The organism is Tardiphaga sp. 862_B3_N4_1 (assembly GCF_051811085.1).
Taxonomy (GTDB): Bacteria; Pseudomonadota; Alphaproteobacteria; order Rhizobiales; family Xanthobacteraceae; genus Tardiphaga; species Tardiphaga robiniae.
Genome location: NZ_JBPWQB010000001.1, coordinates 826,605 through 847,595, shown reverse-complemented (window position 1 = coordinate 847,595; position 20,991 = coordinate 826,605). Strand labels below are relative to the sequence as shown.

Sequence of the window (20,991 nt, the reverse complement as noted above, 5' to 3'; positions counted from 1 at the left end):
ACGCGCATCTTCGCATTTCACATGATCGCTAGCGATCGGCGTCCATCCGCGCATGACTACGATTTCTTCCCGTGAAACACCTCGTTCACGGTCTTGATCGCGCCGGTGTCCGACGCGGCATAGCCGGGCAGCTTGACCACCACGTCATGAAACTCTGCGCTGCGCAGCAATGCGAGGATATGCTGCATCGGTTCCTGATCGAGCAATGTCTCGCGGCAGACGAAATAGTAATCCTCGGTCAGCAGCCGCACGAAATCCAGCCCGAATTGCCGCGCCGCAGCCTCGACGCCGAAGGCCACGTCGGCCATGTCACTGGCAACATAAGCGGCGACTGCCGCATGAGTGAACTCCACCTGCTGATAACCATTGATCTGCTCAGGATCGATCTTGTGTTGGCGAAGCAGCTGATCGAACAGCAACCCCGTACCGGAATCCTGATCGCGATTGACGAAGCGGATCGCGGGATTGATCAGCGCTTCCATCGATGTGATGCGCAGCGGATTGCCGGGCTTCACCATGAGGCCCATTTCGCGGGTCGCGAAACCGACGACGCGATGGACGCGGTTGTCGACCCACTCCTTGCAGGCATTGACGCTGCGCTTGCGCAATTCGCCGCGCGGCAGATGCACGCCGGCGAGATCGCAGGTGTTATGCGCCAGCGACACCAGCGAGGTCTGGTTGCTGACATAGCGTAGATCGATGCCCGTGCCCGCCGTGGTGTTCAGCATCTCGCGCAATTTCGACACGGCAAAACCGTGACTGGCATGAACGCGGATGACCGCAGGATGGTTGGGCAGCAGCTCCTTGAGTTCGGTCGCCAGTTCCTGCGCCAGATTGTCGAGCTGCGGTCCGAGCCGCGCTTCCAGCCGTTCGCCGGCCCAGACCAGTTTCTCGCCAAATGCCGTCAGCTTGGTGCCCTTGCCCTTGCTCCGCTCGACCACCGGCACGCCGAAGAAGGCCGACCAGTCATTCACCAGGCTCCACGCATGGCGGTAGGACAGCTGGTTGCTGCTGGCCGCGAGCGTCAGCTTGCCGGTTTCGTTGATGTCCTTGAGAAAGCCGAGCATCACCGATGTCGGCTGGCGCGAACCCGGCTTGCGGAATCGCCAGATGGTTTCGATATCGATGCGCATCGTGCTTCCTATCGCCCTGCCACCTATGTTCGCGATTGCATATGTGCCGCCGCGCCGTGACTCACGTTCTCATATTTACTGTCAATGCCCCTCCTGATCCGATCGTCGAAACATCGGGAGGTATACACTATGCCAGAGATCTCACATGCTGATCTTGCCATTTCTGCATCGTCGAAACTGACGCGCAAACGGCTCCTCATCGACGGCCAGCAGGTCGAGCCGTTGTCCGGCCGATATTTCGATGTCCTCAATCCCGCGACGGGCGAGATCATCGCCGTCGTCGCCGAAGCCGACAGCGGCGATATCGACCGTGCGGTCCGCGCGGCGCGCAGGGCGCTCGAGGGTCCGTGGGGCCGCATGCGCGCGGCCGATCGCGGCCTCGTGCTGCAGCGTTTCGCACAACTGCTGGAAGATCACGCGCAGGAACTGATCGCGCTGGAAAGTCTCGACACCGGCAAGCCGCTCGCCGCCGTGCAGCGCCAGGACCTGCCTGCCGCCATCGACACGCTGCGCTACTATGCGGGCTGGGCCGACAAGATCAACGGACAGGTGATCCCGGCGCGCCATGATGCACTGACCTATACGGTGCGTGAGCCGATCGGCGTCGTCGGCGCCATCGTGCCATGGAATTTCCCGCTGATGATCGGGATGTGGAAGATCGCACCGGCGCTGGCCTGTGGCTGCACCGTCGTGCTGAAGCCGGCCGAGATCACGCCGCTTTCGGCACTGCGGATTGGCGAACTGGCACTGGACGCCGGCCTGCCGCCGGGCACGCTGAATATCGTGCCGGGATTTGGCAAGACCGCCGGCCGTGCCATGGTCGATCACCCCGACATTGACAAGATCACCTTCACGGGATCGCCGACCGTCGGCCGAGAAATCCTCGCCGGCGCTGCCGGCAATCTGAAGCGCGTCACGCTCGAACTCGGGGGCAAATCGGCCAATGTGATCTTCGACGACGCCGATCTGGATTCCGCCACCAAGGCCGCCGCTTCCGGCATCTTCTTCAATTCCGGCCAGGTCTGCTCGGCCGGTTCGCGCATTCTCGCGCATGCGTCGGTCTATGACGAGGTCGTGGAGCGCATGACGACCCGCGCCAAGGCCATCCGCGTCGGCGATCCCACGCAGTCCGGCACGACGATGGGACCGATCGTCTCGGAACTGCAGATGAAGCGGGTGCTGGACTATGTCGATATCGGCACCAAGGAAGGCGCCATCGTGACGATCGGCGGTACACGCATCGGCGATCGCGGCTATTTCGTCGCGCCTACGGTGTTCGCCAATGTCGAACACGAAATGCGCGTCTCGCAGGAAGAGATCTTCGGTCCCGTCGTCAGCATCATCAGATTCTTCGATGAGGCTGATGCCATCAGCAAGGCCAATGGCACGAAATACAGCCTCGCCGCCGGTGTCTGGAGCTCGGATATCGGCCGCGTGCAGCGCTTCGCCAAACAGGTGAAGGCAGGCACAGTCTGGATCAACACCTATGGCTATACGGATGTCCGGCTCCCCTGGGGCGGCTCACGCGATTCCGGCTTCGGCCGCGAGCATGGCGATGCGGCGCTTGAGAACTTTACCGAGCCGAAGGCCGTCTGGATGAATCTCAACGTCTGAGGCACCCAGCGCATCCTTGCGCCACACAATTGGCTGTTGATCGTTATATTCTTATGGATATAACGATTGCCGGTCAATTGCGTGTGAGCCCTTCTTCATGAACCGTCACCGGCGTTCTGCCGTCGCCCTGCGTCATGTCGCTTTCGAGGACCTGGGCCTGCTGTCGTCGGTACTGGATCGTGAGGGATGGGACGTCTCGTTCTGCGATGCCGCCATTGATGACGTCTCCCACCGCTCCATCGAAGATGCCGACCTCCTGATCGTGCTGGGCGGCCCCATCGGCGTCTATGAGGCCGACGCCTACCCGTTCCTGACACGTGAGATCGCCCTGCTGGAACGGCGTCTCGCGCAGGGGCGCCCGACGCTCGGCATCTGCCTTGGCGCACAATTGATGGCCCGCGCACTCGGCGCCCGCGTCTATGCCGGCGATATCAAGGAGATCGGCTGGGGCCAAGTATCCCCGACCAAGCAGGGCGCGGCCTCATGCCTCGCGCCGCTGGCGGAGGATGGCGCCAGCGTTCTGCATTGGCATGGCGACACCTTCGATCTGCCGGAGGGCGCCATTCGCCTCGCCTCGAACGACGCCTATGACAACCAGGCCTTTGCCTATGGTCGCCATGCACTGGCGCTGCAGTTCCATCTCGAAGCCGATCCACGGCAGCTCGAGGAATGGTATGTCGGTCACGCGGTCGAATTGGCCGCCGCCGGCATTCCCATCGCGCAGCTGCGTTCAAACACCGCTGCCGTCGCCAACCGACTGCCAGTTCAGGCCGATCGCATTTTCACGCGCTGGATCCGCGAGATCGGTTGAACGATTCCAGACGCGAATTCACGATCGTGAATTGGTCGCGAAGATCACCCATGCAGAACGCTGCAGATTCCCCGCCTTTACCCGTTTCGTGAAAACGATATATTTCGCGCGCTACAACGACACTTCAAACAAACGTCCGGGAGGATCACATTATGGGCTTGATGCAGCCAATCTCAGCCACCGCGCACCCTTACGCGAACGGCTCCTACAAGCAGATGCTGATCGACGGCAAATGGGTCGATGCGAAGTCGGGCAAGAAATTCGAGACGCATAACCCCGCTACCGGTGAGCTGCTAGCCACCGTCGCCGAAGGCGATGCTGGGGATATCGACCTTGCGGTCGCCGCCGCCCGCCGCGCCTTCGAAGGTCCGTGGAGCAAGGCCAAGCCCTATGAGCGCCAGGCGCTGCTGCTGAAATTCGCCGAGCTCGTCGAGAAGCATTTTGACGAACTCGCTTTGCTCGATACGCTCGATATGGGCGCGCCTGTCATGCGCACCTTCGCGGGCAAGCAGCGCATCCTCGGCATGCTGCGCTTCTATGCCGGCCAGGCCACGCTGATCTATGGCGAAACCATCGAGAATTCGCTGCCGGGCGAAATCTTCTCCTACACGCTGAAGGAGCCAGTCGGCGTCGTCGGCGCGATCATTCCGTGGAACTCGCCGCTGTCAGCCAGCATCTGGAAGATCGGCCCTGCTATCGCCACCGGCTGCACCATCGTGCTGAAGCCAGCTGAAGAAGCCCCGCTGACCTCGCTACGCCTCGGTGAGCTGGCCTTGGAAGCCGGCTTCCCGGCTGGCGTCATCAACGTCGTGCCGGGCTATGGCGAAACCGCCGGCGCCGCGCTGGCCTCGCATATGGACGTCAACAAGGTCGCTTTCACCGGTTCCCACTTCACCGGCCAGTCGATCATCCGCGCCTCGGCCGGCAACCTCAAGCGCGTGTCGCTCGAGCTCGGCGGCAAGTCGCCGAACATCGTGTTCTCCGATGCCGATCTCGATGCGGCTGTTCCTGGCGCTGCCATGGCGGTGTTCGCAAATTCCGGACAGATCTGCAGCGCCGGCACCCGCCTGTTCGTCGAAAAGAGGATCTATGACGAATTCGTTGGCCGCGTCGCCGAATTCGCTGGGAAGTTAAAGGTCGGTAATGGTGCCAACCCCGACACCCAGCTCGGGCCATTGGTCTCCAAGGAACAGCTCGACCGCGTCACCGGCTATCTCACCACCGGAAGCGGCGAAGGCGCCAAGGCGCTGTCCGGCGGTGGCCGCCTGATGGACGGCGAACTGTCGAAGGGCTTCTTCGTGCAGCCGACCGTGTTCGCCAACGTCCAGGACAGCATGAAGATCGCGCAGGAAGAGATCTTCGGGCCGGTGATCTCCGCGATCTCGTTCACCGACATGGACGAGCTAGTGCAGCGCGCCAACAACACGACCTTCGGTCTCGGCAGTGGCGTCTGGACCAGGGATGTCAGCAAGGCGCATCGCCTCGCGAAGTCCCTGCAGGCCGGCTCGGTCTGGATCAATTGCTATCAGGCGATGGATCCTGCCGTGCCGTTCGGCGGCTACAAGATGAGCGGCTATGGCCGCGAGTCCGGCGTCCATCACATCAACGAATATCTGAACATCAAGGCGGTCTGGATCAACACCTGATCGCCGCTGTCCTCGAAAGAGAAAAGGCGCCGAGCAACGAGCTCGGCGCCTTTTCTTTGCGCCGTCATTGCAAGGAGCCGTTGCGACGAACATTGGCGATTAAGCAGCCGGCGCGGCACCGTATCGATCGCGCAGCTTGCGCTTGAAGATCTTGCCGGTCGACTCGCGCGGCAGCGCCGTGTGGAAGTGGATTTCCTTCGGCACCTTGAAGTTGGCAAGCCGCTGCTTGAGATAGGCTTGGATCTCGGACGAGGAGAGCTGCGTATCATCTTCGAGTTCGACGCAGCCCACCAGTCGTTCGCCGAATTCGTCGTCGGGCACGCCGAACACCGCGCAGTCCCGCACGCCGTTCATGCCGATCAGCGTGTTCTCGATCTCGGCGGGATAGATGTTGACGCCGCCGGAGATGACCATGTCGCGCTTGCGATCACACATGAAGAGATAGCCGTCCTCGTCGAGATAGCCGACGTCACCGACGCTGATCAGGCCCTCGCGGCCGGCTTCGGCCCGTGCGTCGGGGCGGCCCTGATAGTCGAAATCCGGCACCGAGGTCTGCCGCATGAAGATTTCACCGGGCACATTGACCGGACATTCCTTGCCGTCCGCATCGAAGATCTTAACCATGCCCCCCTCGATGGTGCGACCGACGGTGCCCGGCTTCCTCAGCGCCTCCTCCGATGAATGCCAGATCGGTACCCCGGTTTCGGTGGAACCGAGATATTCGTTGATCACCGGTCCCCACCACGCAATCATCGCCTGCTTGACATGGATCGGGCACGGCGCTGCGCCATGGATGATGAAGCGCAGCGACGACAGGTCGTAGCGCGACTTCACCTCGTCCGGCAGACGCAGCAGCCGCACGAACATAGTCGGCACCATATGCATGTTGGTGATGCGGTGCTTCTCGGTGAGCTGCAGCAGATCCTCGGGATCGAAACGCGGTTCGAGCACGATCGTGCTGCCATGACGGAATGCCATCAGCCCGTAGGAGCTTGGCGCCGAGTGATACATCGGCCCGTTCATCAGGATGATCTGATCCTCGTTCGGCTTCAGCCCATAGGCGATGCCGCCGACGCGCTCGGATGCCGCAGCCTGTTCCGGCGTCATGGCCGCGCGGGTCACGCCCTTGGGACGGCCCGTGGTGCCCGACGTGTAGAACATGGTCAGCGCGCGCTTGGGAACGTTCTCCATCGGCGCATGCAACTCGCGCCAGACATCGAAGTCCGTGGCGCCTGCAGGCACCTCGGTCGCAGCTTCGGCAACACCATAGGCGACTGCGATCTCCGGCGGCGTGCGGACGATCAGGATCGGAAATCCCGCGGGCAAATTATCTTTGATCTGCGGCAAAAGATCAGCGTGGCAGACCAGCAGTTTCGCACCGCTGTCGGCGAGGATGTAGCTGACCTCCTCACCTTTAAGGTGCCAGTTGATCGGGACCACACGCGCGCCGAGCGCACCTGCGCCGAACGCCGTCTCGAACAGCGCGAAATCGTTGCGCAGCATCATGCCGACCGGCGCATCGGCGCCTGCGCCGAGGCTCTTGAACCCGGTCGCCACCTTGGCGATGCGCTGCATGATGTCCGGATAGCTGATCGCCCGGTCGCCGCTGATAATCATTGTCCGCCCTTATATTGTTCTTGAATCGATCGAAGCCATCGCTGGCTTCGATCCTTGTTCTGTCGATGTGATGGTACAGATGCTCACTGGTCGTCGAGCAATTCGCCGAAGCCTTCCCAGTTCTTGCCGTTGAAACGGCGCAGCCGCAGTTGCTGGAACGAAAGATAATCATCCTTGTCGGTATTGACCGTGACGCCCGACAGCAACAGCGGCAGCTTGACGTTCTTCATCGACGTCGCCTGACGCAGGATATTCTCCCGGCTGACGTCATCGCCGCACGCTTTCAGGATATGCGTGATGAGATGCGCATTCAGGAAGCCGGTCGCATAATTGGTGTTGCGCGGATCGGCTGACGGCAGGCTCTCTTTCATGAAAGCGAAATAGGCCTTCACGTCCTCGTCGTTGGCCCATGACGCGTCGTTGATGTCTTTCTGATAACTCGACGTGATCAGGCCAGTGGCGTTATCCAGACCTGCCGGCTCCAGAAAGGTGATCGACGAGGCGGACGTGGGGACGAACATCAGGTCCGGCTTCCAGCCGATTTCCGCAACGCCCTTGATCATCTGCGACGAGAATTTGCCAACCACCGCGCCAAACAGCACATTCGCGCCGGACGACTTGAGCGCCGCAAGCTGCGACGAGATCGTCGGCGCACTGGTCTCATAGGTCGCTTCGGATACGATCATACTGGCGGCCTTGTCGCCCAGCGCACGTTTAAAGCCAGCCACATAGTCTTTGCCGAGATCGTCGTTCTGCGCGAGAATGGCGATCTTGGCATCCGGCTTGGTCTTCAACACGTGCTTGGCGTAGACAACGCCTTCCGATTCATAGGCGGCCATGCCCGGCATGGTCCACGGAAAACCTTTCGGATCCGCCCATTTGGTCGCCCCTGATAGCACGAACAGCTGCGGGATTTTCTTGCTGTTCAAATAGCGATGCACCGCGTTGTTGGTCGCGGTGCCGAGCGTCCCGAACATCATCAGAACCTCATCCTGCTCCACCAGTTTGCGGGTCTGCTCCACGGTCTTCGGCGGCGAATAGGCGTCATCGAGACTGATGAACTTGATCTTGCGCCCGTTGATGCCGCCTTCGGCGTTGAGCTTGGCAAAATAGGCTTCCTGCGCGCGGCCGATCACGCCGAAGCCCGAGAGCGGACCGCTATAGGGAAGCGTCTGCCCGATCTTGATCTCTTCCTTGCTGTTGGCCACAGCTTGCGTCGGCGCATTCACGCAGACGGCAAAAGCGAACAGCCCAAGCGTCCTCAGCATGACCGATGTCATGATTGTCTTCTCCCCGTTATATTTTTATCGGGCCGCGCTTATGCGCGTGCCCGTCTCGCAAAGTCTCCGGTCGCTTCCGCATATTCGCGCTTCAGGCGATCCACGAGTTCTGCCACCGGGGGAGCATCAACGATCTGGCCGATACCCTGGCCGCAACCCCAGATGTCCTTCCAGGCCTTGACCTTCATGTTACCGCCGGAGCCGAAGTTCATCTTGGTCTTGTCAGCCACCGGAAGATTGTCGGGATCGAGGCCGGCGGCTGCGATGGACGGGCCGAGATAGTTGCCGTGAATACCGGTGAACAGGTTGGTGTAGACCGTGTCATGCGCGGCGAATTCGGTCAGCGCCTTCTTGTAGGCCGGGTCGGCATTGGCTTCTTCGGTCGCAATGAAGCGCGTGCCCATATAAGCGAGGTCTGCGCCGAGCGCGAGCGCCGACGCAATCCCGTAGCCGTCGGAGATTGCACCAGATACCAGCACAGTCCCCTTGAACCACTGCTTCACTTCGCGCACCAGCGCAAAGGGCGACAGCGTGCCGGCATGGCCACCCGCACCGGCGCAGACCAGGATCAGGCCATCGACGCCCTGCTCGGCTGCCTTGCGCGCATGCTTGACGTTGATAACGTCATGAAACACGACGCCGCCATAGGAATGCGCGGCCTCGACGATCTCCGAGGGCGGGCGCAACGAGGTGATGATGATCGGAACCTTGTGCTTCACACAGGTTTCCATGTCCTTCATCAACCGGTCGTTGGACGCGTGGCAGATCTGGTTCACCGCATAGGGCGCGACCTTCTTGCCGGGATTCTTCGCTTTGTATTCGCCGAGCTCATCCTCGATGCGCGTCAGCCACTGATCGAGCACTTCCACCGGCCGCGCATTCAGCGCTGGAAACGAACCGACGATACCGGCCTTGCATTGCGCAATGACGAGTTCAGGACCGGAGACGATGAACAGCGGGGAACCGAGCACAGGCAGCTCGAGGGTGCCATCGAGAGCTTTGGGGAGCGACATAGGCGTTTCCTTATATTTTTATAATCGAACTATAGGGGTTGACGGCCCGCGCGTGTTGTTCGAATTTGAACAATAAGCCTTCCGGATTTGATCACATGGACTGGGATCTCTGTCGCACCTTCAATGCCGTGGTCGACGCCGGAAGCTATCTCGGCGCGTCCAGGCAGTTGCGCACCAGCCACCCGACCGTCAGCCGCGAGGTCGCGGCGCTGGAGAAGCAACTTGGCACCAAGCTGTTTGTGCGCTCCGACGAAGGGCTGGTGCTGACGGCGCGTGGCCGGCGCTTTCATGAGAGCACCAAAGCGATGGCCGAGGCGGCGCTGAAAGCGGAAGCCGCCGCCGGCGCGTCGGGCCAGAACGCACGCGGCGTGGTCAAGGTGTCCATCGGGCCGACGCTCGCGAATTTCTGGCTGATGCCGCATATCGGCGCCTTCATCCGCCAGCATCCGCATGTCGAGATCCAGCTGGTGACGCATCCCTTCCCGGTCAGCGTGCGCAAGCGCGAGGCCGACATCGTGCTCCGGCTGTATCAGACCGGCGACGAAAATCTCACCGGGCGGAAAATTGCCAAGCTCGGCGTTGGCTTCTACGCCTCGCGCGATTACGCAGCGCGATGCCCGCTGCCCGAACAGCGGGCCGCTTGGAAGGACCACACTGTCATCGGCTTCGCCGACAAATCGTCGAATTCCGAACTCGGACGCTGGAGCGACCACATCACCAAGGACGCCACCGTCGCCATCCGCTGCTCGTCGCAGGCCGACATGCTCGCAGCGGTCCGCGCAGGGATCGGCATCTGCGTGCTGTCATGCATCGTCGGCGACGCCCATCCGGATCTGGTCCGCGTCGCACCGCAGAAGCTGGCCAGCCTCTCAGACATCTGGCTGCTGGCCCATCCGGACCTCGTCGATCAGCCGTCGGTGCGCGCCGTGCTGGAATTCATCACGGCCTGCGCGCGCGACGACCGCGCGCTGCTACGCGGCCGTTGATGTCGCACCCTTTCCGGGAAATGGCGCCGCACGACTGACATAGCGTCCCTCGCCTTTTCCGCCGACGAGCTTGCCGCCACGCGTCACGAATTTCCCGCGCAGCATCGTTGCCACCGGCCAGCCCGTGATCTCCAGACCTTCATAAGGTGTGTAATCGGCGCCGTGATGCAGGTTCGCCTGGGTGAGCGTTGCTTGGCGCTTCGGATCCCACAGCGCGATATCGGCATCGTAGCCGATGGCGATGGAGCCCTTGCCGGTGAGGCCATAGGTCTTCGCATGATTGGTCGAGGTCAGTGCCACAAACTGGTTGAGCGTGATGCGGCCCTTGCTGACACCTTCCGAGAACAGGATCGGAAGGCGCGTCTCGACACCGGGAATGCCGTTCGGAATCCAGCGGAAGCTGGTACGCGCGTTGGGTGGTTGCTTGCCCTGCACGTCGTCATAGCGAAACGGGCAATGATCCGACGAGAACAGGGAGAATACGCCCTGCTGCAAACCTTCCCAGCATGCCTGCTGGCTGGCGAGATCGCGCGGTGGCGGCGAGCAGACATATTTCGCGCCCTCCATACCCAGATCCTTCAGATCCTCTTCGGTCAGCACGAGATATTGCGGGCAGGTCTCGCCATGGATCGTCAACCCGCGCATCTGAGCGCGGCGGATCTCTTCCATGGACTCCCGATTGGAGACATGAACCACCACCATCGACACATCGACCAGTTCCGCCAGCGAGATAGCCCGGTGCGTGGCCTCGCGCTCAACGACGATAGGCCGCGACTTGGCGTGAAAATACGGGCCGACATTGCCGTCGCGTTCGAGCTTGTCGACCAGAAAGCGGATGGCGTCGTAATTCTCCGCATGAACCTGAACCAGTGCACCGGATTCACGCGCCACGGCCAGTACCTGCAGGATCTGCAGATCGCTCAGTGCAAGGTCTTCATAGGTCATGAAGACCTTGAGCGAGGTGTATCCATCGGCGATCAAGGCTGGCAGCTCCTGCCCGAGTACCGCTTCACTGGGATCGGCGATGATCAGGTGGAAGGAATGATCGATATGGCAATTCTGATCGGCAAGCGTGTGATAATTCTTCAACGCCTCGCGGATCGGTTGGCCCTTCGCCTGCAGACAGTAAGGCATCACGAAAGTGTTGCCGCCGAAGGCTGCGGCGCGCGTGGCGCTTTCGAAATCGTCGGCCATCACGATGCCGGGGCCGGATGGTTGCGCAATATGAACGTGGCTGTCGATACCGCCGGGCAGCACCAGCAGACCGGTTGCATCGACCGTCTCGTTCGCGTCGGTCAGCGCTTCGCCGATGGCAACGATGCGGCCGTTCCTGATACCGACATCGGCTTTGTAGGTTTCGCTCGCGGTTGCAATGGTGCCATGACGAATGACGGTATCGAAAGCGGTCATGAGCAAAACCTCATCAATTCAGCAACGCAGGTTGCATACAGACAAATACTAGACTTGCTGAAACAGCGATCCCCATTGGGTGACGCGTTTGGTATCGACGCCAGCCATCTTCAGGCATTTCCAGACCACCGTGGCAATGGTGTCATAGACCGGAATGCCCGTCTCCCTTTCCAGTTTCGCCGCGGATGGTGCAACTCTCAAATTGGTGCAGATGATCGTGATAGCGTCTGGCTTTTCCTTGGCCACGTCCCGCGTCATATCCTCAAGTTGCACAACGGGCACTTCGGAGAACGAGAAATTATCCTGCAGGCCGAGATGGCGTTCACCCTGGCACGCAAAGCCCAGCTTTTCATAATTCTCCAGAATCCTGGCCTGAACGTCGTCCAGATATGGCGTCACGTACCCCAGACGCTTCACCTTTTGATGTTCAAGAATCTCATTGAGAGCCAACATCGACGTCGTCGCAGGAATCCCGGTTGCTGCGGTGATCTGCTCACACAGGCGGACATCCGCCTCAAAGCCGAGCCAGCCAGAGGATGTTCCATTCCAGCCGATGACATCGACCTTCGCATGAGCCAGCAATTCTGCGGCCCGCAGGATTTCCGAATTGTCGAATTGGGCGAGCGCCTTGTTCGACAGCGCGATCTCCGTGACCTTGAAACGCGAGAAATGCGCCGAGACTTCGGGCAATTCGCCAAGCATAGCAGTCGTGATCGGCTCCAGCGCCGTGTTCGACGAAGGCGTCAGCATTCCGAGAAGCACACGGTTGGTCATGAATGATCCAGAGTTTCGAGGGATGGTTTCGTCCGTTCAGATCGAAGCAGATCGAGAACGTGACGTTTGATTTCGTTGAACTGCGGGCTAGTGATGTCGCGTGGCCGCGGCAGGTCCAACGGGATGATTTCGCGGATACGCCCCGGACGGGCGCTCATCACGGCAACATGCGTGCCCAGCGTCAGTGCTTCGTCGATGCCATGCGTGACGAAAACGATCGTGCCCTGGTGTTCCTGCCAGATCCGGACGAGTTCATTCTGCATATCCATCCGGGTCTGCTCATCGAGCGCGCCGAACGGCTCATCCATCAGGATGACCTGCGGATTCATCAGCAATGCACGGGCGATGCCGACACGCTGATTCATGCCGCCTGACAGTTCGGACGGATAATGATTTTCAAATCCCGTGAGCCCGACCATGTCAATATAGCGCTGTGCTGTTTCGCGGCGCACGGCCTTCTGGCCACCGCGCAGCAGCAGGTGGAAGCCGACATTCTCCCAGACCGGGAGCCACGGCATCAGGTTGGCCTGCTGAAACACCACGCCGCGCTCCGAACCGGGCGCCGTGATCAATTGACCATCGACGGTGACGGTGCCGGATGACGGCTTCTCGAAGCCTGCGATCATATTGAGAAGCGTGGACTTGCCGCATCCGCTGGGGCCGAGCAGACAGAGAAACTGGTTCTTCTCCACCTTGATATTGATGTCGTCGAGAGCCGTGACATCGGCCTTGCGTTTCGCGTCCTTGAAGATTTTGGAGACACCGGAGATTTCGATCGTCGCCATGACCTAGCTCTCCCCGCTCTGGATCGTCGTGTTGCGCTGCCAGTGCAGCACGCGCGCCATCACGAGACGGATGCCGAAGTCGCTGAGAAAACCGAGCAGACCGATGCTGGCCATCGCAGCCAGCACAAGGTCGTAGCGCAGGAAATAATAGGAATCCCACAGCACATAGCCGAGACCGCTTTTCACAGCGACCATCTCCGCCGTCACCGTCAGCATCCAGGCCGAGCCGATGCCGATCCGCAGACCGGCAAAGATGCTGGGCAGTGCGGCCGGCAGCACGATGAAGCGCAGCAGTTGGCGATTGCCGCCGCCGACCATCGCGCCGGCGCGGATCAGATTGCGATCGCAGGTCTTCACGCCGTGAATCGTATTGAGCAGGATCGGAAAAAACGCACCGAGAAACACCAGGAAAATCGCCGGCTTGTTGGCGATGCCGAACCAGATGATGGCGAGCGGAATCCACGACACCGGCGGGATCGGCCGGAGCGTCTGCAGCGTCGGCTCGATGATCACCTCGACAGTGCGGGACCATCCGATGGCGACTCCGATCGACACGGCCAGCGCCGTGGCGATGGCGAAACCCGCGAGAACGCGCGACAGGCTGGCGAGCATGTCGAACAGCCAGTTGCCGCTATAGGTCTGGGTATTGCCGTCGGTGCCGAACACCCAATCCGCCCAAGCCCAGGCCACGGTGGAAGGCGCCGGCAACAGCGCCGCAGGCAGTGCGCCGGACCGGGAAAACGCTTCCCAGCCGGCGAGGATCAGGACCGGCACGATATACCGATCCAGTCGCCTGTACATTGCGAGGGCCTGGGGCATGACCGGGCTCAGTAGCCGAGTTCGGATTTCGGCTTGCCGGTGGCAGCCTCCAGGAAGCGGTAGTCCATGTTCTTCTCAACCGCGGCGGTGACGTCGGAATTGATGTATTTCAGGTCGCGCATCATCGCGGCGATGGCGAGCGCCGATGCACGGTACATCTTCGGATCCGGATCGAGGTTTTCGACAGCGCCTGTGGCGATGGCCTTGTCGAGGCCGGTGATCTTGGAGATCACATCGATCAAAGCCCCCTTGTCCACCGCGACGAATTCATCGACTTTCACAACCGCACGCACGGTCTCTTCGAGCTGCTTCGGCTTATCCTTGACGACATCCGACCGCGTCAGAATCAGGTTGGTGAGCTTTCCTGCAGCCTGATCGTAGGGAAGGCCGAACATCTTGGCGGCCTTGGCCTGAAGGATCTGGGTGGCGAAGGGCTCCACGGTGCAGATCAATTCGATTTCACCGCGACGCAGAGCCTGAAGGTGATCGGAGGGATTGGGAATGTTGACGAACTGCACATCCTTGTTGATGTCGATGCCCTGCTTGGCAAAGGCGCCGCGCATATGAATGTCCTGCGCGTTGCCGCGGGACGCCGCGACGCGGAATGGCTTTCCCGCTGCCTTGTAGTCGGCGATGACTTTCTTGAGCGAAGCCCAGTCATTCGGAACGATCGACAGATCATTACCGACCAACATTGCCGAACCGCCATTGACCTGCCCGGAAATAGCGACCACGTCGAAACCCTTGTCGAGCGCGATCGCATAATGAAGATAGGTCACCTGCGCGACGTCGATGTTCTTCGAGACAAGCGCAGTCAGCGCATCCGTGCCTGTGTTAAATCCAACCGCATCGATCTGAACGCCCTTGGCGTATTGCGGGGTGAGTGACATCGGTGTGCAATGCGCACATTTCGCATAGCCGAGCTTGATCACCGACTCGGACTGGGCCATCGCGGTCGGGGCAATCGATGCCAAACAAAGCGCAATCAGAATGCCGAGCAGATTTTTCTTCATCGTCGCAATCTCCGGAGCGGGTGGCGGTGAATTCACGATACGTCGACCACTCAGCAAGCCTCATGCCAATCCGGATACGATATACAATTATAAAATTATATAGTAATATCAATAACTACGAATTACTATTATCTTGACTTCGATGCTGCATTTTTGGGCGAAGAATGTCGTTTGGAGGCAACCTCGCCACCCGAGAGACTGAACCATGAGTGAGATTGCCCCACGCGCGAAGCTTCGGACGCGCTTCAAGCCGACACGGCTGAAGCTCTCCTCGGATCATTCAAAACGGCCGCTGGACCGTATGTCGCTGCACGATCAACTCGTCGCGAAGGTGCGCGAAATGATTGTCGATGGCGAACTCCAGGCCGGAGCCCCTTTGCCAGAAAAGATGTTGTGCGAAACGTTCGGCGTATCGCGCACACCGTTGCGCGAAGCATTCAAGATACTAGCCTCCGAAGGGCTGATCGAACTGCGCCCTCACCGCACCCCTGTCGTCACCCCGGTCGACAGGGAAGAAATCGCAAACAGCTTTGCGATCATGGTCGCACTGGACGGCGTTGCCGGCGCCGAGGCCGCAATGCGCGCGACGGATGAAGATATTGCCCGGCTCAGTGCGATGCACGACCAGCTTGTTACCCTTCATCGCGAAGCATCGCGCCCGGCCTATTTCAGGCTGAACCAGGACATCCATATCGAGATTACCAGGCTCGCCAAGAATCCCGTGCTCCTCAATATCTGGACGACGTTGAACGCGAATATCTATCGGGCACGGGCCACCGCCAATTATGACGCGGCACGGTGGACGGAATCCGTAAGGGAACACGAGGCTTTCATGGCTCTGCTTCGCGCGCGCGACGCGCAAGGATTTGCAGCCTCCCTCAGCGCGCATACGCGCAAGACCGGCGATGCCGTTCTTGCGACATTGCAGATTGCGACCGACGCGAAGACCTAGCAGGCCTCTATCACGACGAATAAAGCCTGGGCCCGTATCGCTGCACACCGCATAATCGCCAAGCGCCTGCAAAACGTGCTTGGGGCATGGAGCGCAATGGTCCAAACAGGGGCGAAGGACCGCTCCGCGGTTCATAGGCTGATCGATGAAGATTCTCGTTTTTGGCGGCACCGGCTTTGTCGGGCTGAATATCGCGGAAGCCCTGTTGAAGCGCGGCCATGTGGTGACCCTGTTCGACCGTTCGGGCCTGCCACCGGCGGCGCAGCTTGCCTTCGCTGACTATGGCGATAGGCTTTCGGTGATCATCGGCGATGTGCTCGACCGGACATTGATCGACAGTGTCGTCACCACCGGCTTCGATGCCATTGTTCTCGGCGCTGCGATCACGGCAAGCACAGAGCGCGATGCCGCCGATCCGGAAAGCATCCTGCAAGTCAACCTGATGGCGCAAACGCCGATTCTCGCAGTAGCGCGCCGCCATGGCGTCAAACGCGTGATCAATCTGTCGTCCGCCGGCGCCTACGGCGCCTCGGCGTTCAAATATCCCCTGCTCGATGAAGAGCTGCCCTGCGATCCCGTCTCGCTCTACGCGATCACCAAATTTGCATCGGAAAAAGTCGCCGCGCGCCTCGCCGCGCTCTGGCAGACCGATTTCATCAGCGTGCGGCTCAGCGCCGTGTTTGGACCATGGGAGCGCGCAACAGGCGTACGGGATACGCTCAGCCCGCTGATGCAGATTTTCGCGGCGCACGCGAAGCAGAGCGCCGCCATTCTGGTCCGTTCCGGCGTGCGGGACTGGATCTATGCGCCCGATGTCGCCGATGCCATGACTTTGCTGATTGAGGCGCCGAAGACGCAGCATCGCCTCTACAACATCTCAACCGCCACGCCGTGGTCAGCGCTGGAGTGGGGGCAGCAATTGGCGGAATCCCATCCGGGCTTTGTTTGCCGCCTGGCCAGCGTCGGCGAAACCCCAACCATCGATCTGCACAGTGACAGCGACAGGGCGCCGCTATCGGTCGCGCGATTGGAGCAGGAATTCGGATGGCGCGCTAAATTCGGCTGCGCCGACTCAGCCGCGGATCTGATCGACTGGTCGGCGCGGCACAGCATAGGATGATGACATGAGACTTCAGGGGCGTACGGCAATCATCACCGGCGGAGGCTCTGGCATCGGCCAGGCCAGTGCCAGGCTGTTCGCGCAGGAAGGCGCGTTTGTCGCACTGGTCGATCGCGACGAGGCGGCGTTGAAAGAAACACTGGCGATGCTGCCCAATGCAAACGAGGCATCGATGCATGTCGGCGATGTCGGCGACGGCGATTTTGCGCAGACCGTGGTCGGGAAGATCGTCGCGCGGCGCGGTCAGCTCGACGTGTTGATGACCTCGGCCGGCTTTTCCTGCGGCGGCACCGTGGTGACGACAGCGCCAGAAGATTGGGACGCCGTGTTTCGCACCAATGTCGGCGGCACCTGGCTATGGGCGCGCGCGGCCGTCCCGCAGATGCAGAAACAGGGCAAGGGTTCGATCATCACGCTGGCCTCACAACTCGCCATCGCCGGTGGCAAGGGCAATAGCGCCTATATCGCAGCCAAAGGCGCGATCATCAGCCTGACACGCACCATGGCTGTGGATTTCGCCACCGACGGCATTCGCGTCAACGCGATCGCACCGGGCGCGATCGACACGCCGCTGCTGCGCCGCAGTTTCGCGCGCCATGCGGACCCCGAACCCGTGCGCGATGCCTCGCGCAATCGTCACGCCATGAAGCGTTTCGGTCTGGCCGAAGAAGTCGCGCAGACCGCGCTGCATCTGGCGAGCGATGCATCCTCGTTCACGACCGGCACGGTCATGCCGGTCGATGGCGGATGGCTCGCAGCATGAGCGACGCTCTCGCAGCGCTGGAAGCGCAGGTCCGCGACGATCTCCACAAGATCGCCCATCCGAACATGCCGTGGCTGCAGCCGAAATCCGCGCCGGACGGCACAGCCGCGCTGGACGTGCTGATCGTCGGCGCCGGCCAGGGCGGCGTCACAGCGGCCTTTGGCCTGCTACGATCGCAGGTCACCAATATACTCGTTGTCGACAAAAGCGCCGAAGGCCGCGAAGGCCCCTGGCTCACCTACGCCCGCATGCCGACGCTGCGTAGCCCCAAACACTTCACCGGCCCTGATCTGGATATCCCCGCTCTCACCTATCAGTCATGGCACGAAGCCGTGTTCGGGAGGGATCACTGGCAGGCCCTCGACCGCATCCCGCGCGGCCACTGGGCGGACTATCTGCTGTGGTTCAGGCGCGTTACCGGCGTGCCCGTGCGCAATGGCTGCGAAGTCCTCGACATTGCACCTGCCGCGAACGGCTTGCTTGCAGCAACCGTACAGAGCGCCGGCGGCATCGAAACCATCCATGCGCGGAAGATCGTACTGGCCACCGGCCAAGAAGGCATGGGCGACTGGATGATTCCGGAGCAGCTTCGGCACCTCCCCTCATCGCTTTGTGTGAACGCATCCGCCGATATCGATTTCGAAGCCCTGCGCGGCAAGACCGTCGCCGTGATCGGCGCCGGCGCATCCGCCTTCGACAATGCGGCAACCGCGCTCGAAGCCGGCGCTGAGGTGCACCTGTTGTGCCGCCGCGCGGAAATCCAGATCGTGCAACCCTATCACTGGCTGACCTTCCGCGGGTTGCTGCGTCACTTCAGCGAACTCGACGATGCCTGGCGCTGGCGCTTCATGCGCCGGCTCATGGATTTGCGCGAAGGCTTCCCACAGCCGACCTGGGATCGCTGTGCACGGCATGCCGGCTTCCATCTCCACGAAAACGCGCCCGTTCAGTCGGCACAAAAAATAGGCAACCAAGTTACATTGCAGACGCCACAGGGTACCTTCACCGCGGACTTCGTGATCTGCGGAACCGGAATCGACATGGATTTCGCAGGCCGTCGTGAGCTACAGAGCTGCGCCGGCAATATCGCGATCTGGTCTGATCGCTACCAGCCGCCGGATACCGAGTTCAGCCCGCGCCTCGGCCGTTTTCCATATCTCGGCGATGATTACGCGCTGATGGAACGCTTTCCCGGCACCACGCCGTGGATCGCCGACATCCATCTTTTCGCAATTGCGTCCACCATGAGCTTCGGTCCGTCGGGGTCATCGATCAATGCGATGACCACCGCGATCCCGAAACTGGTGCATGGTCTGACGCGCGGCTTGTTCCGCGCGGATATCGAGCGATACTGGACCGCGTTCGAGGCCTACGACGTTCCACAAGTGACCATTGCAAGGGCGACGGAAGCTGCGGCAAAAAGCTAAAGGACCAAATTATCCCGACGGGGAAAGTTCTCCGCTTGGCACCTATCGACCATCGTTTGGCGCGTTCCTTGCTTCAGTGGATGCGTCGCTCGACAGGTCAGGCACTGACGAGTCCGTTCAGAGTTTCCGTCGAATTCAGAGGATAGGGTTATGGGACTGATCTATTCCAAGCAGATGCTCGGCGCCGCCGCAGCGCTGGCATTTTTCACCGCTGCCGTTCCTGCCAAGGCGCAGACCCGCGCCGAGACGCTGCGTTACGTGACCGGCGCCGCCGTCAACACGCTCGATCCCAATATTCCCGGCTCGACCCGCGAAGCCTTCGCTGTCAGCCTCTCGACCTATGATCGTCTGGTGTCGTTCGGCCGCAAGCAACTGAATGGCAAATGGGTGTTCGATCTGGACACCATCCGCGGCGAACTCGCAGAGTCCTACACGGTCAGCCCGGATGGCCTGAAAATCACCTTCAAGCTGCGCAGCGATGCGAAATTCCAGGACGGTTCGCCGGTCACGGCCGAAGACGTGAAGTGGTCGCTCGACCGCGCCGTCACCGCCAAGATCCTTGGCAAGGCGCAGCTGCTGACCGGTTCGCTCACCGATGCCAGCCAGTTCAAGGTGATCGATCCCACGACATTCGAAGTAACACTGCCGCAGCCGGACAAACTGGCCCTGCCAAACCTCGCAACCGTCTATCCGATCATCATCAATTCGAAACTCGCCAAGGCCCACGCCACCGAGGAAGATCCGTGGGCACAGGCCTGGCTCAAGGAAAACACCGCCGGATCCGGCGCCTATATCGTCGAGACCTTCAAGCCCGGCGAGCAGGTCATCCTCAAGCGTAATGACGCCTGGAATCGTGCGCCCGGCAGTAAGCAGGCCTTCTTCAAGCGCCTGATCATCCAGTCGGTGCCGGAGCCGGCAACGCGCGCCAACCTGGTTGAAAAGGGTGACGCCGATATCGTCATCGACCTGCAGGCCAGCGATGCGCAGGCGTTAGAGGCCAAGGGCAAGCTGCAGGTGATCTCGACGCCGCAGTATAACGCCATCACCTTCATCTCCATGAACAACCAGATGCCGCCCTTCGACAAGCCGGACGTGCGTCGCGCCGTGGCCTATGCGCTGCCTTATGACGATATGTTCAAGGCCGCTCTATTCGGACGCGGTGATTTGCTGGCCGGCGCGACCTGGGCCGACGGCAAGCCGCCGAGCGGTGCATTTCCGATCAAGCAGCCGATCAAGCTCGACCTCGAAAAGGCCAAGGCCTATCTGAAGGCTGCAGGCTATCCGGACGGTTTCTCGACCACGTTCAGCTTCAATGTCGGCCAGTCGGCCACGGCTGAGCCGATGGCCGCACTGCTGAAGGAATCGCTCGCCAAGATCGGTATCAAGGTCGATATCCAGAAGCTGCCAGATGCGCAGATGTCGACGCAGATCACCGAGAAGAAGCTGCCCTTCTTCACCGAAGGCATCGTCGCCTGGCTGCCGTCGACCGACTACTTCTACCGCAACTTCTACACCGGCAATCAGCGCTGGAACTACAGCTCTATCGACAATGCCGAACTGACCGCGGTCGCGCAGAAGGCTCGTTTCGAGGCTGACAAGGCCAAGTACGAAGCCGACGGCAAGGTGCTGAACGCGATGAATTTCGACCTGATGCCCCAGATTCCGCTGTGGCAGCCGAGCCAGGACGCGGTGATGGCCTCGAACCTGACGGGCTACACCTATCAGTTCCATCGCCAGGTCGATTACCGCGACCTCAGCCGGAAGTGATTTTCCGAGCAGCACCATGCGAGCGAATCCCGAAGCGCCCCTCAGCGGCGCTTCGGATCTA

Annotated in this window: 18 protein-coding genes; 9 read left to right on the top strand and 9 right to left on the bottom strand. The window is 60.9% G+C overall.

What is annotated here, in order from left to right; genetic code table 11:
• Positions 1-56: 56 nt before the first annotated feature.
• On the bottom strand, positions 57-1,133 hold the full coding sequence (locus tag AB8B02_RS03955) for a substrate-binding domain-containing protein (protein ID WP_439063169.1): 1,077 nt from the start codon (positions 1,131-1,133) through the stop codon (positions 57-59).
• Between the two features lie 129 nt (positions 1,134-1,262).
• On the opposite strand from AB8B02_RS03955, the gene AB8B02_RS03950 reads away from it, so the two are divergent.
• The 3 genes from AB8B02_RS03950 to AB8B02_RS03940 all read left to right on the top strand — a co-directional run bounded on the left by AB8B02_RS03950 (position 1,263) and on the right by AB8B02_RS03940 (position 5,204).
• A complete protein-coding gene (locus tag AB8B02_RS03950; protein ID WP_439063168.1) occupies positions 1,263-2,747 on the top strand; it encodes an aldehyde dehydrogenase family protein in 1,485 nt (494 codons plus the stop codon).
• A gap of 97 nt (positions 2,748-2,844) precedes the next feature.
• Positions 2,845-3,558, top strand: coding sequence for a glutamine amidotransferase (locus AB8B02_RS03945; protein ID WP_439063167.1), 714 nt, complete (start codon positions 2,845-2,847; stop codon positions 3,556-3,558).
• Between the two features lie 161 nt (positions 3,559-3,719).
• Positions 3,720-5,204 carry an aldehyde dehydrogenase family protein gene (locus tag AB8B02_RS03940; protein ID WP_439063166.1) on the top strand — a complete coding sequence of 495 codons (1,485 nt, stop codon included), beginning with the start codon at positions 3,720-3,722 and terminating at the stop codon, positions 5,202-5,204.
• Between the two features lie 99 nt (positions 5,205-5,303).
• On the opposite strand, the gene AB8B02_RS03935 is transcribed toward AB8B02_RS03940, so the two are convergent.
• The 3 genes from AB8B02_RS03935 to AB8B02_RS03925 all read right to left on the bottom strand — a co-directional run bounded on the left by AB8B02_RS03935 (position 5,304) and on the right by AB8B02_RS03925 (position 9,114).
• Positions 5,304-6,821, bottom strand: a complete 1,518-nt coding sequence (locus AB8B02_RS03935; protein ID WP_439063165.1) for an acyl-CoA synthetase — start codon at positions 6,819-6,821, stop codon at positions 5,304-5,306.
• Positions 6,822-6,904: 83 nt separating this feature from the next.
• On the bottom strand, positions 6,905-8,089 hold the full coding sequence (locus AB8B02_RS03930) for an ABC transporter substrate-binding protein (protein WP_439064580.1): 1,185 nt from the start codon (positions 8,087-8,089) through the stop codon (positions 6,905-6,907).
• Positions 8,090-8,139: 50 nt separating this feature from the next.
• Positions 8,140-9,114: an NAD(P)H-dependent flavin oxidoreductase gene (locus tag AB8B02_RS03925; RefSeq protein ID WP_089268011.1), complete on the bottom strand. Its 975-nt coding sequence runs from the start codon at positions 9,112-9,114 to the stop codon at positions 8,140-8,142.
• 95 nt (positions 9,115-9,209) lie between these two features.
• On the opposite strand from AB8B02_RS03925, the gene AB8B02_RS03920 reads away from it, so the two are divergent.
• Positions 9,210-10,100: a LysR family transcriptional regulator gene (locus AB8B02_RS03920; RefSeq protein WP_175368174.1), complete on the top strand. Its 891-nt coding sequence runs from the start codon at positions 9,210-9,212 to the stop codon at positions 10,098-10,100.
• Here the strand turns inward: AB8B02_RS03920 and hydA are convergent.
• Genes hydA through AB8B02_RS03895 form a run of 5 tightly spaced genes read right to left on the bottom strand, consistent with a single transcriptional unit; the run spans position 10,086 to position 14,901 of the window.
• Positions 10,086-11,510, bottom strand: a complete 1,425-nt coding sequence (gene hydA / locus AB8B02_RS03915; protein WP_439063164.1) for a dihydropyrimidinase — start codon at positions 11,508-11,510, stop codon at positions 10,086-10,088. The two genes, AB8B02_RS03920 and hydA, sit on opposite strands and share 15 nt — an antisense overlap.
• 48 nt (positions 11,511-11,558) lie before the next feature.
• Positions 11,559-12,284, bottom strand: a complete 726-nt coding sequence (locus tag AB8B02_RS03910) for a maleate cis-trans isomerase family protein (RefSeq protein ID WP_439063163.1) — start codon at positions 12,282-12,284, stop codon at positions 11,559-11,561.
• Positions 12,281-13,069 (bottom strand): ABC transporter ATP-binding protein, encoded by a 789-nt coding sequence (locus AB8B02_RS03905; protein ID WP_175368171.1) that lies wholly within the window; start codon positions 13,067-13,069, stop codon positions 12,281-12,283. Before AB8B02_RS03905 ends, AB8B02_RS03910 begins: the two co-directional genes overlap by 4 nt.
• 3 nt (positions 13,070-13,072) lie before the next feature.
• Complete coding sequence (locus tag AB8B02_RS03900; protein ID WP_231077751.1) at positions 13,073-13,888, bottom strand: ABC transporter permease; 816 nt, start codon at positions 13,886-13,888, stop codon at positions 13,073-13,075.
• A gap of 8 nt (positions 13,889-13,896) precedes the next feature.
• The gene (locus tag AB8B02_RS03895; RefSeq protein ID WP_439063162.1) at positions 13,897-14,901 is read right to left on the bottom strand and encodes an ABC transporter substrate-binding protein; all 1,005 of its coding nucleotides are present in this window, start codon (positions 14,899-14,901) and stop codon (positions 13,897-13,899) included.
• Positions 14,902-15,106: 205 nt separating this feature from the next.
• On the opposite strand from AB8B02_RS03895, the gene AB8B02_RS03890 reads away from it, so the two are divergent.
• The 5 genes from AB8B02_RS03890 to AB8B02_RS03870 all read left to right on the top strand — a co-directional run bounded on the left by AB8B02_RS03890 (position 15,107) and on the right by AB8B02_RS03870 (position 20,930).
• A complete protein-coding gene (locus AB8B02_RS03890) occupies positions 15,107-15,853 on the top strand; it encodes a GntR family transcriptional regulator (RefSeq protein WP_231077753.1) in 747 nt (248 codons plus the stop codon).
• Between the two features lie 145 nt (positions 15,854-15,998).
• Positions 15,999-16,973 (top strand): NAD-dependent epimerase/dehydratase family protein, encoded by a 975-nt coding sequence (locus AB8B02_RS03885; protein ID WP_439063161.1) that lies wholly within the window; start codon positions 15,999-16,001, stop codon positions 16,971-16,973.
• A gap of 4 nt (positions 16,974-16,977) precedes the next feature.
• Positions 16,978-17,736 carry an SDR family oxidoreductase gene (locus AB8B02_RS03880; RefSeq protein WP_439063160.1) on the top strand — a complete coding sequence of 253 codons (759 nt, stop codon included), beginning with the start codon at positions 16,978-16,980 and terminating at the stop codon, positions 17,734-17,736.
• Positions 17,733-19,163, top strand: coding sequence for an NAD(P)-binding domain-containing protein (locus AB8B02_RS03875; RefSeq protein ID WP_439063159.1), 1,431 nt, complete (start codon positions 17,733-17,735; stop codon positions 19,161-19,163). The genes AB8B02_RS03880 and AB8B02_RS03875 overlap by 4 nt, the downstream gene beginning before the upstream one ends.
• 150 nt (positions 19,164-19,313) lie before the next feature.
• Complete coding sequence (locus tag AB8B02_RS03870; RefSeq protein WP_439063158.1) at positions 19,314-20,930, top strand: ABC transporter substrate-binding protein; 1,617 nt, start codon at positions 19,314-19,316, stop codon at positions 20,928-20,930.
• Positions 20,931-20,991 lie beyond the last annotated feature (61 nt).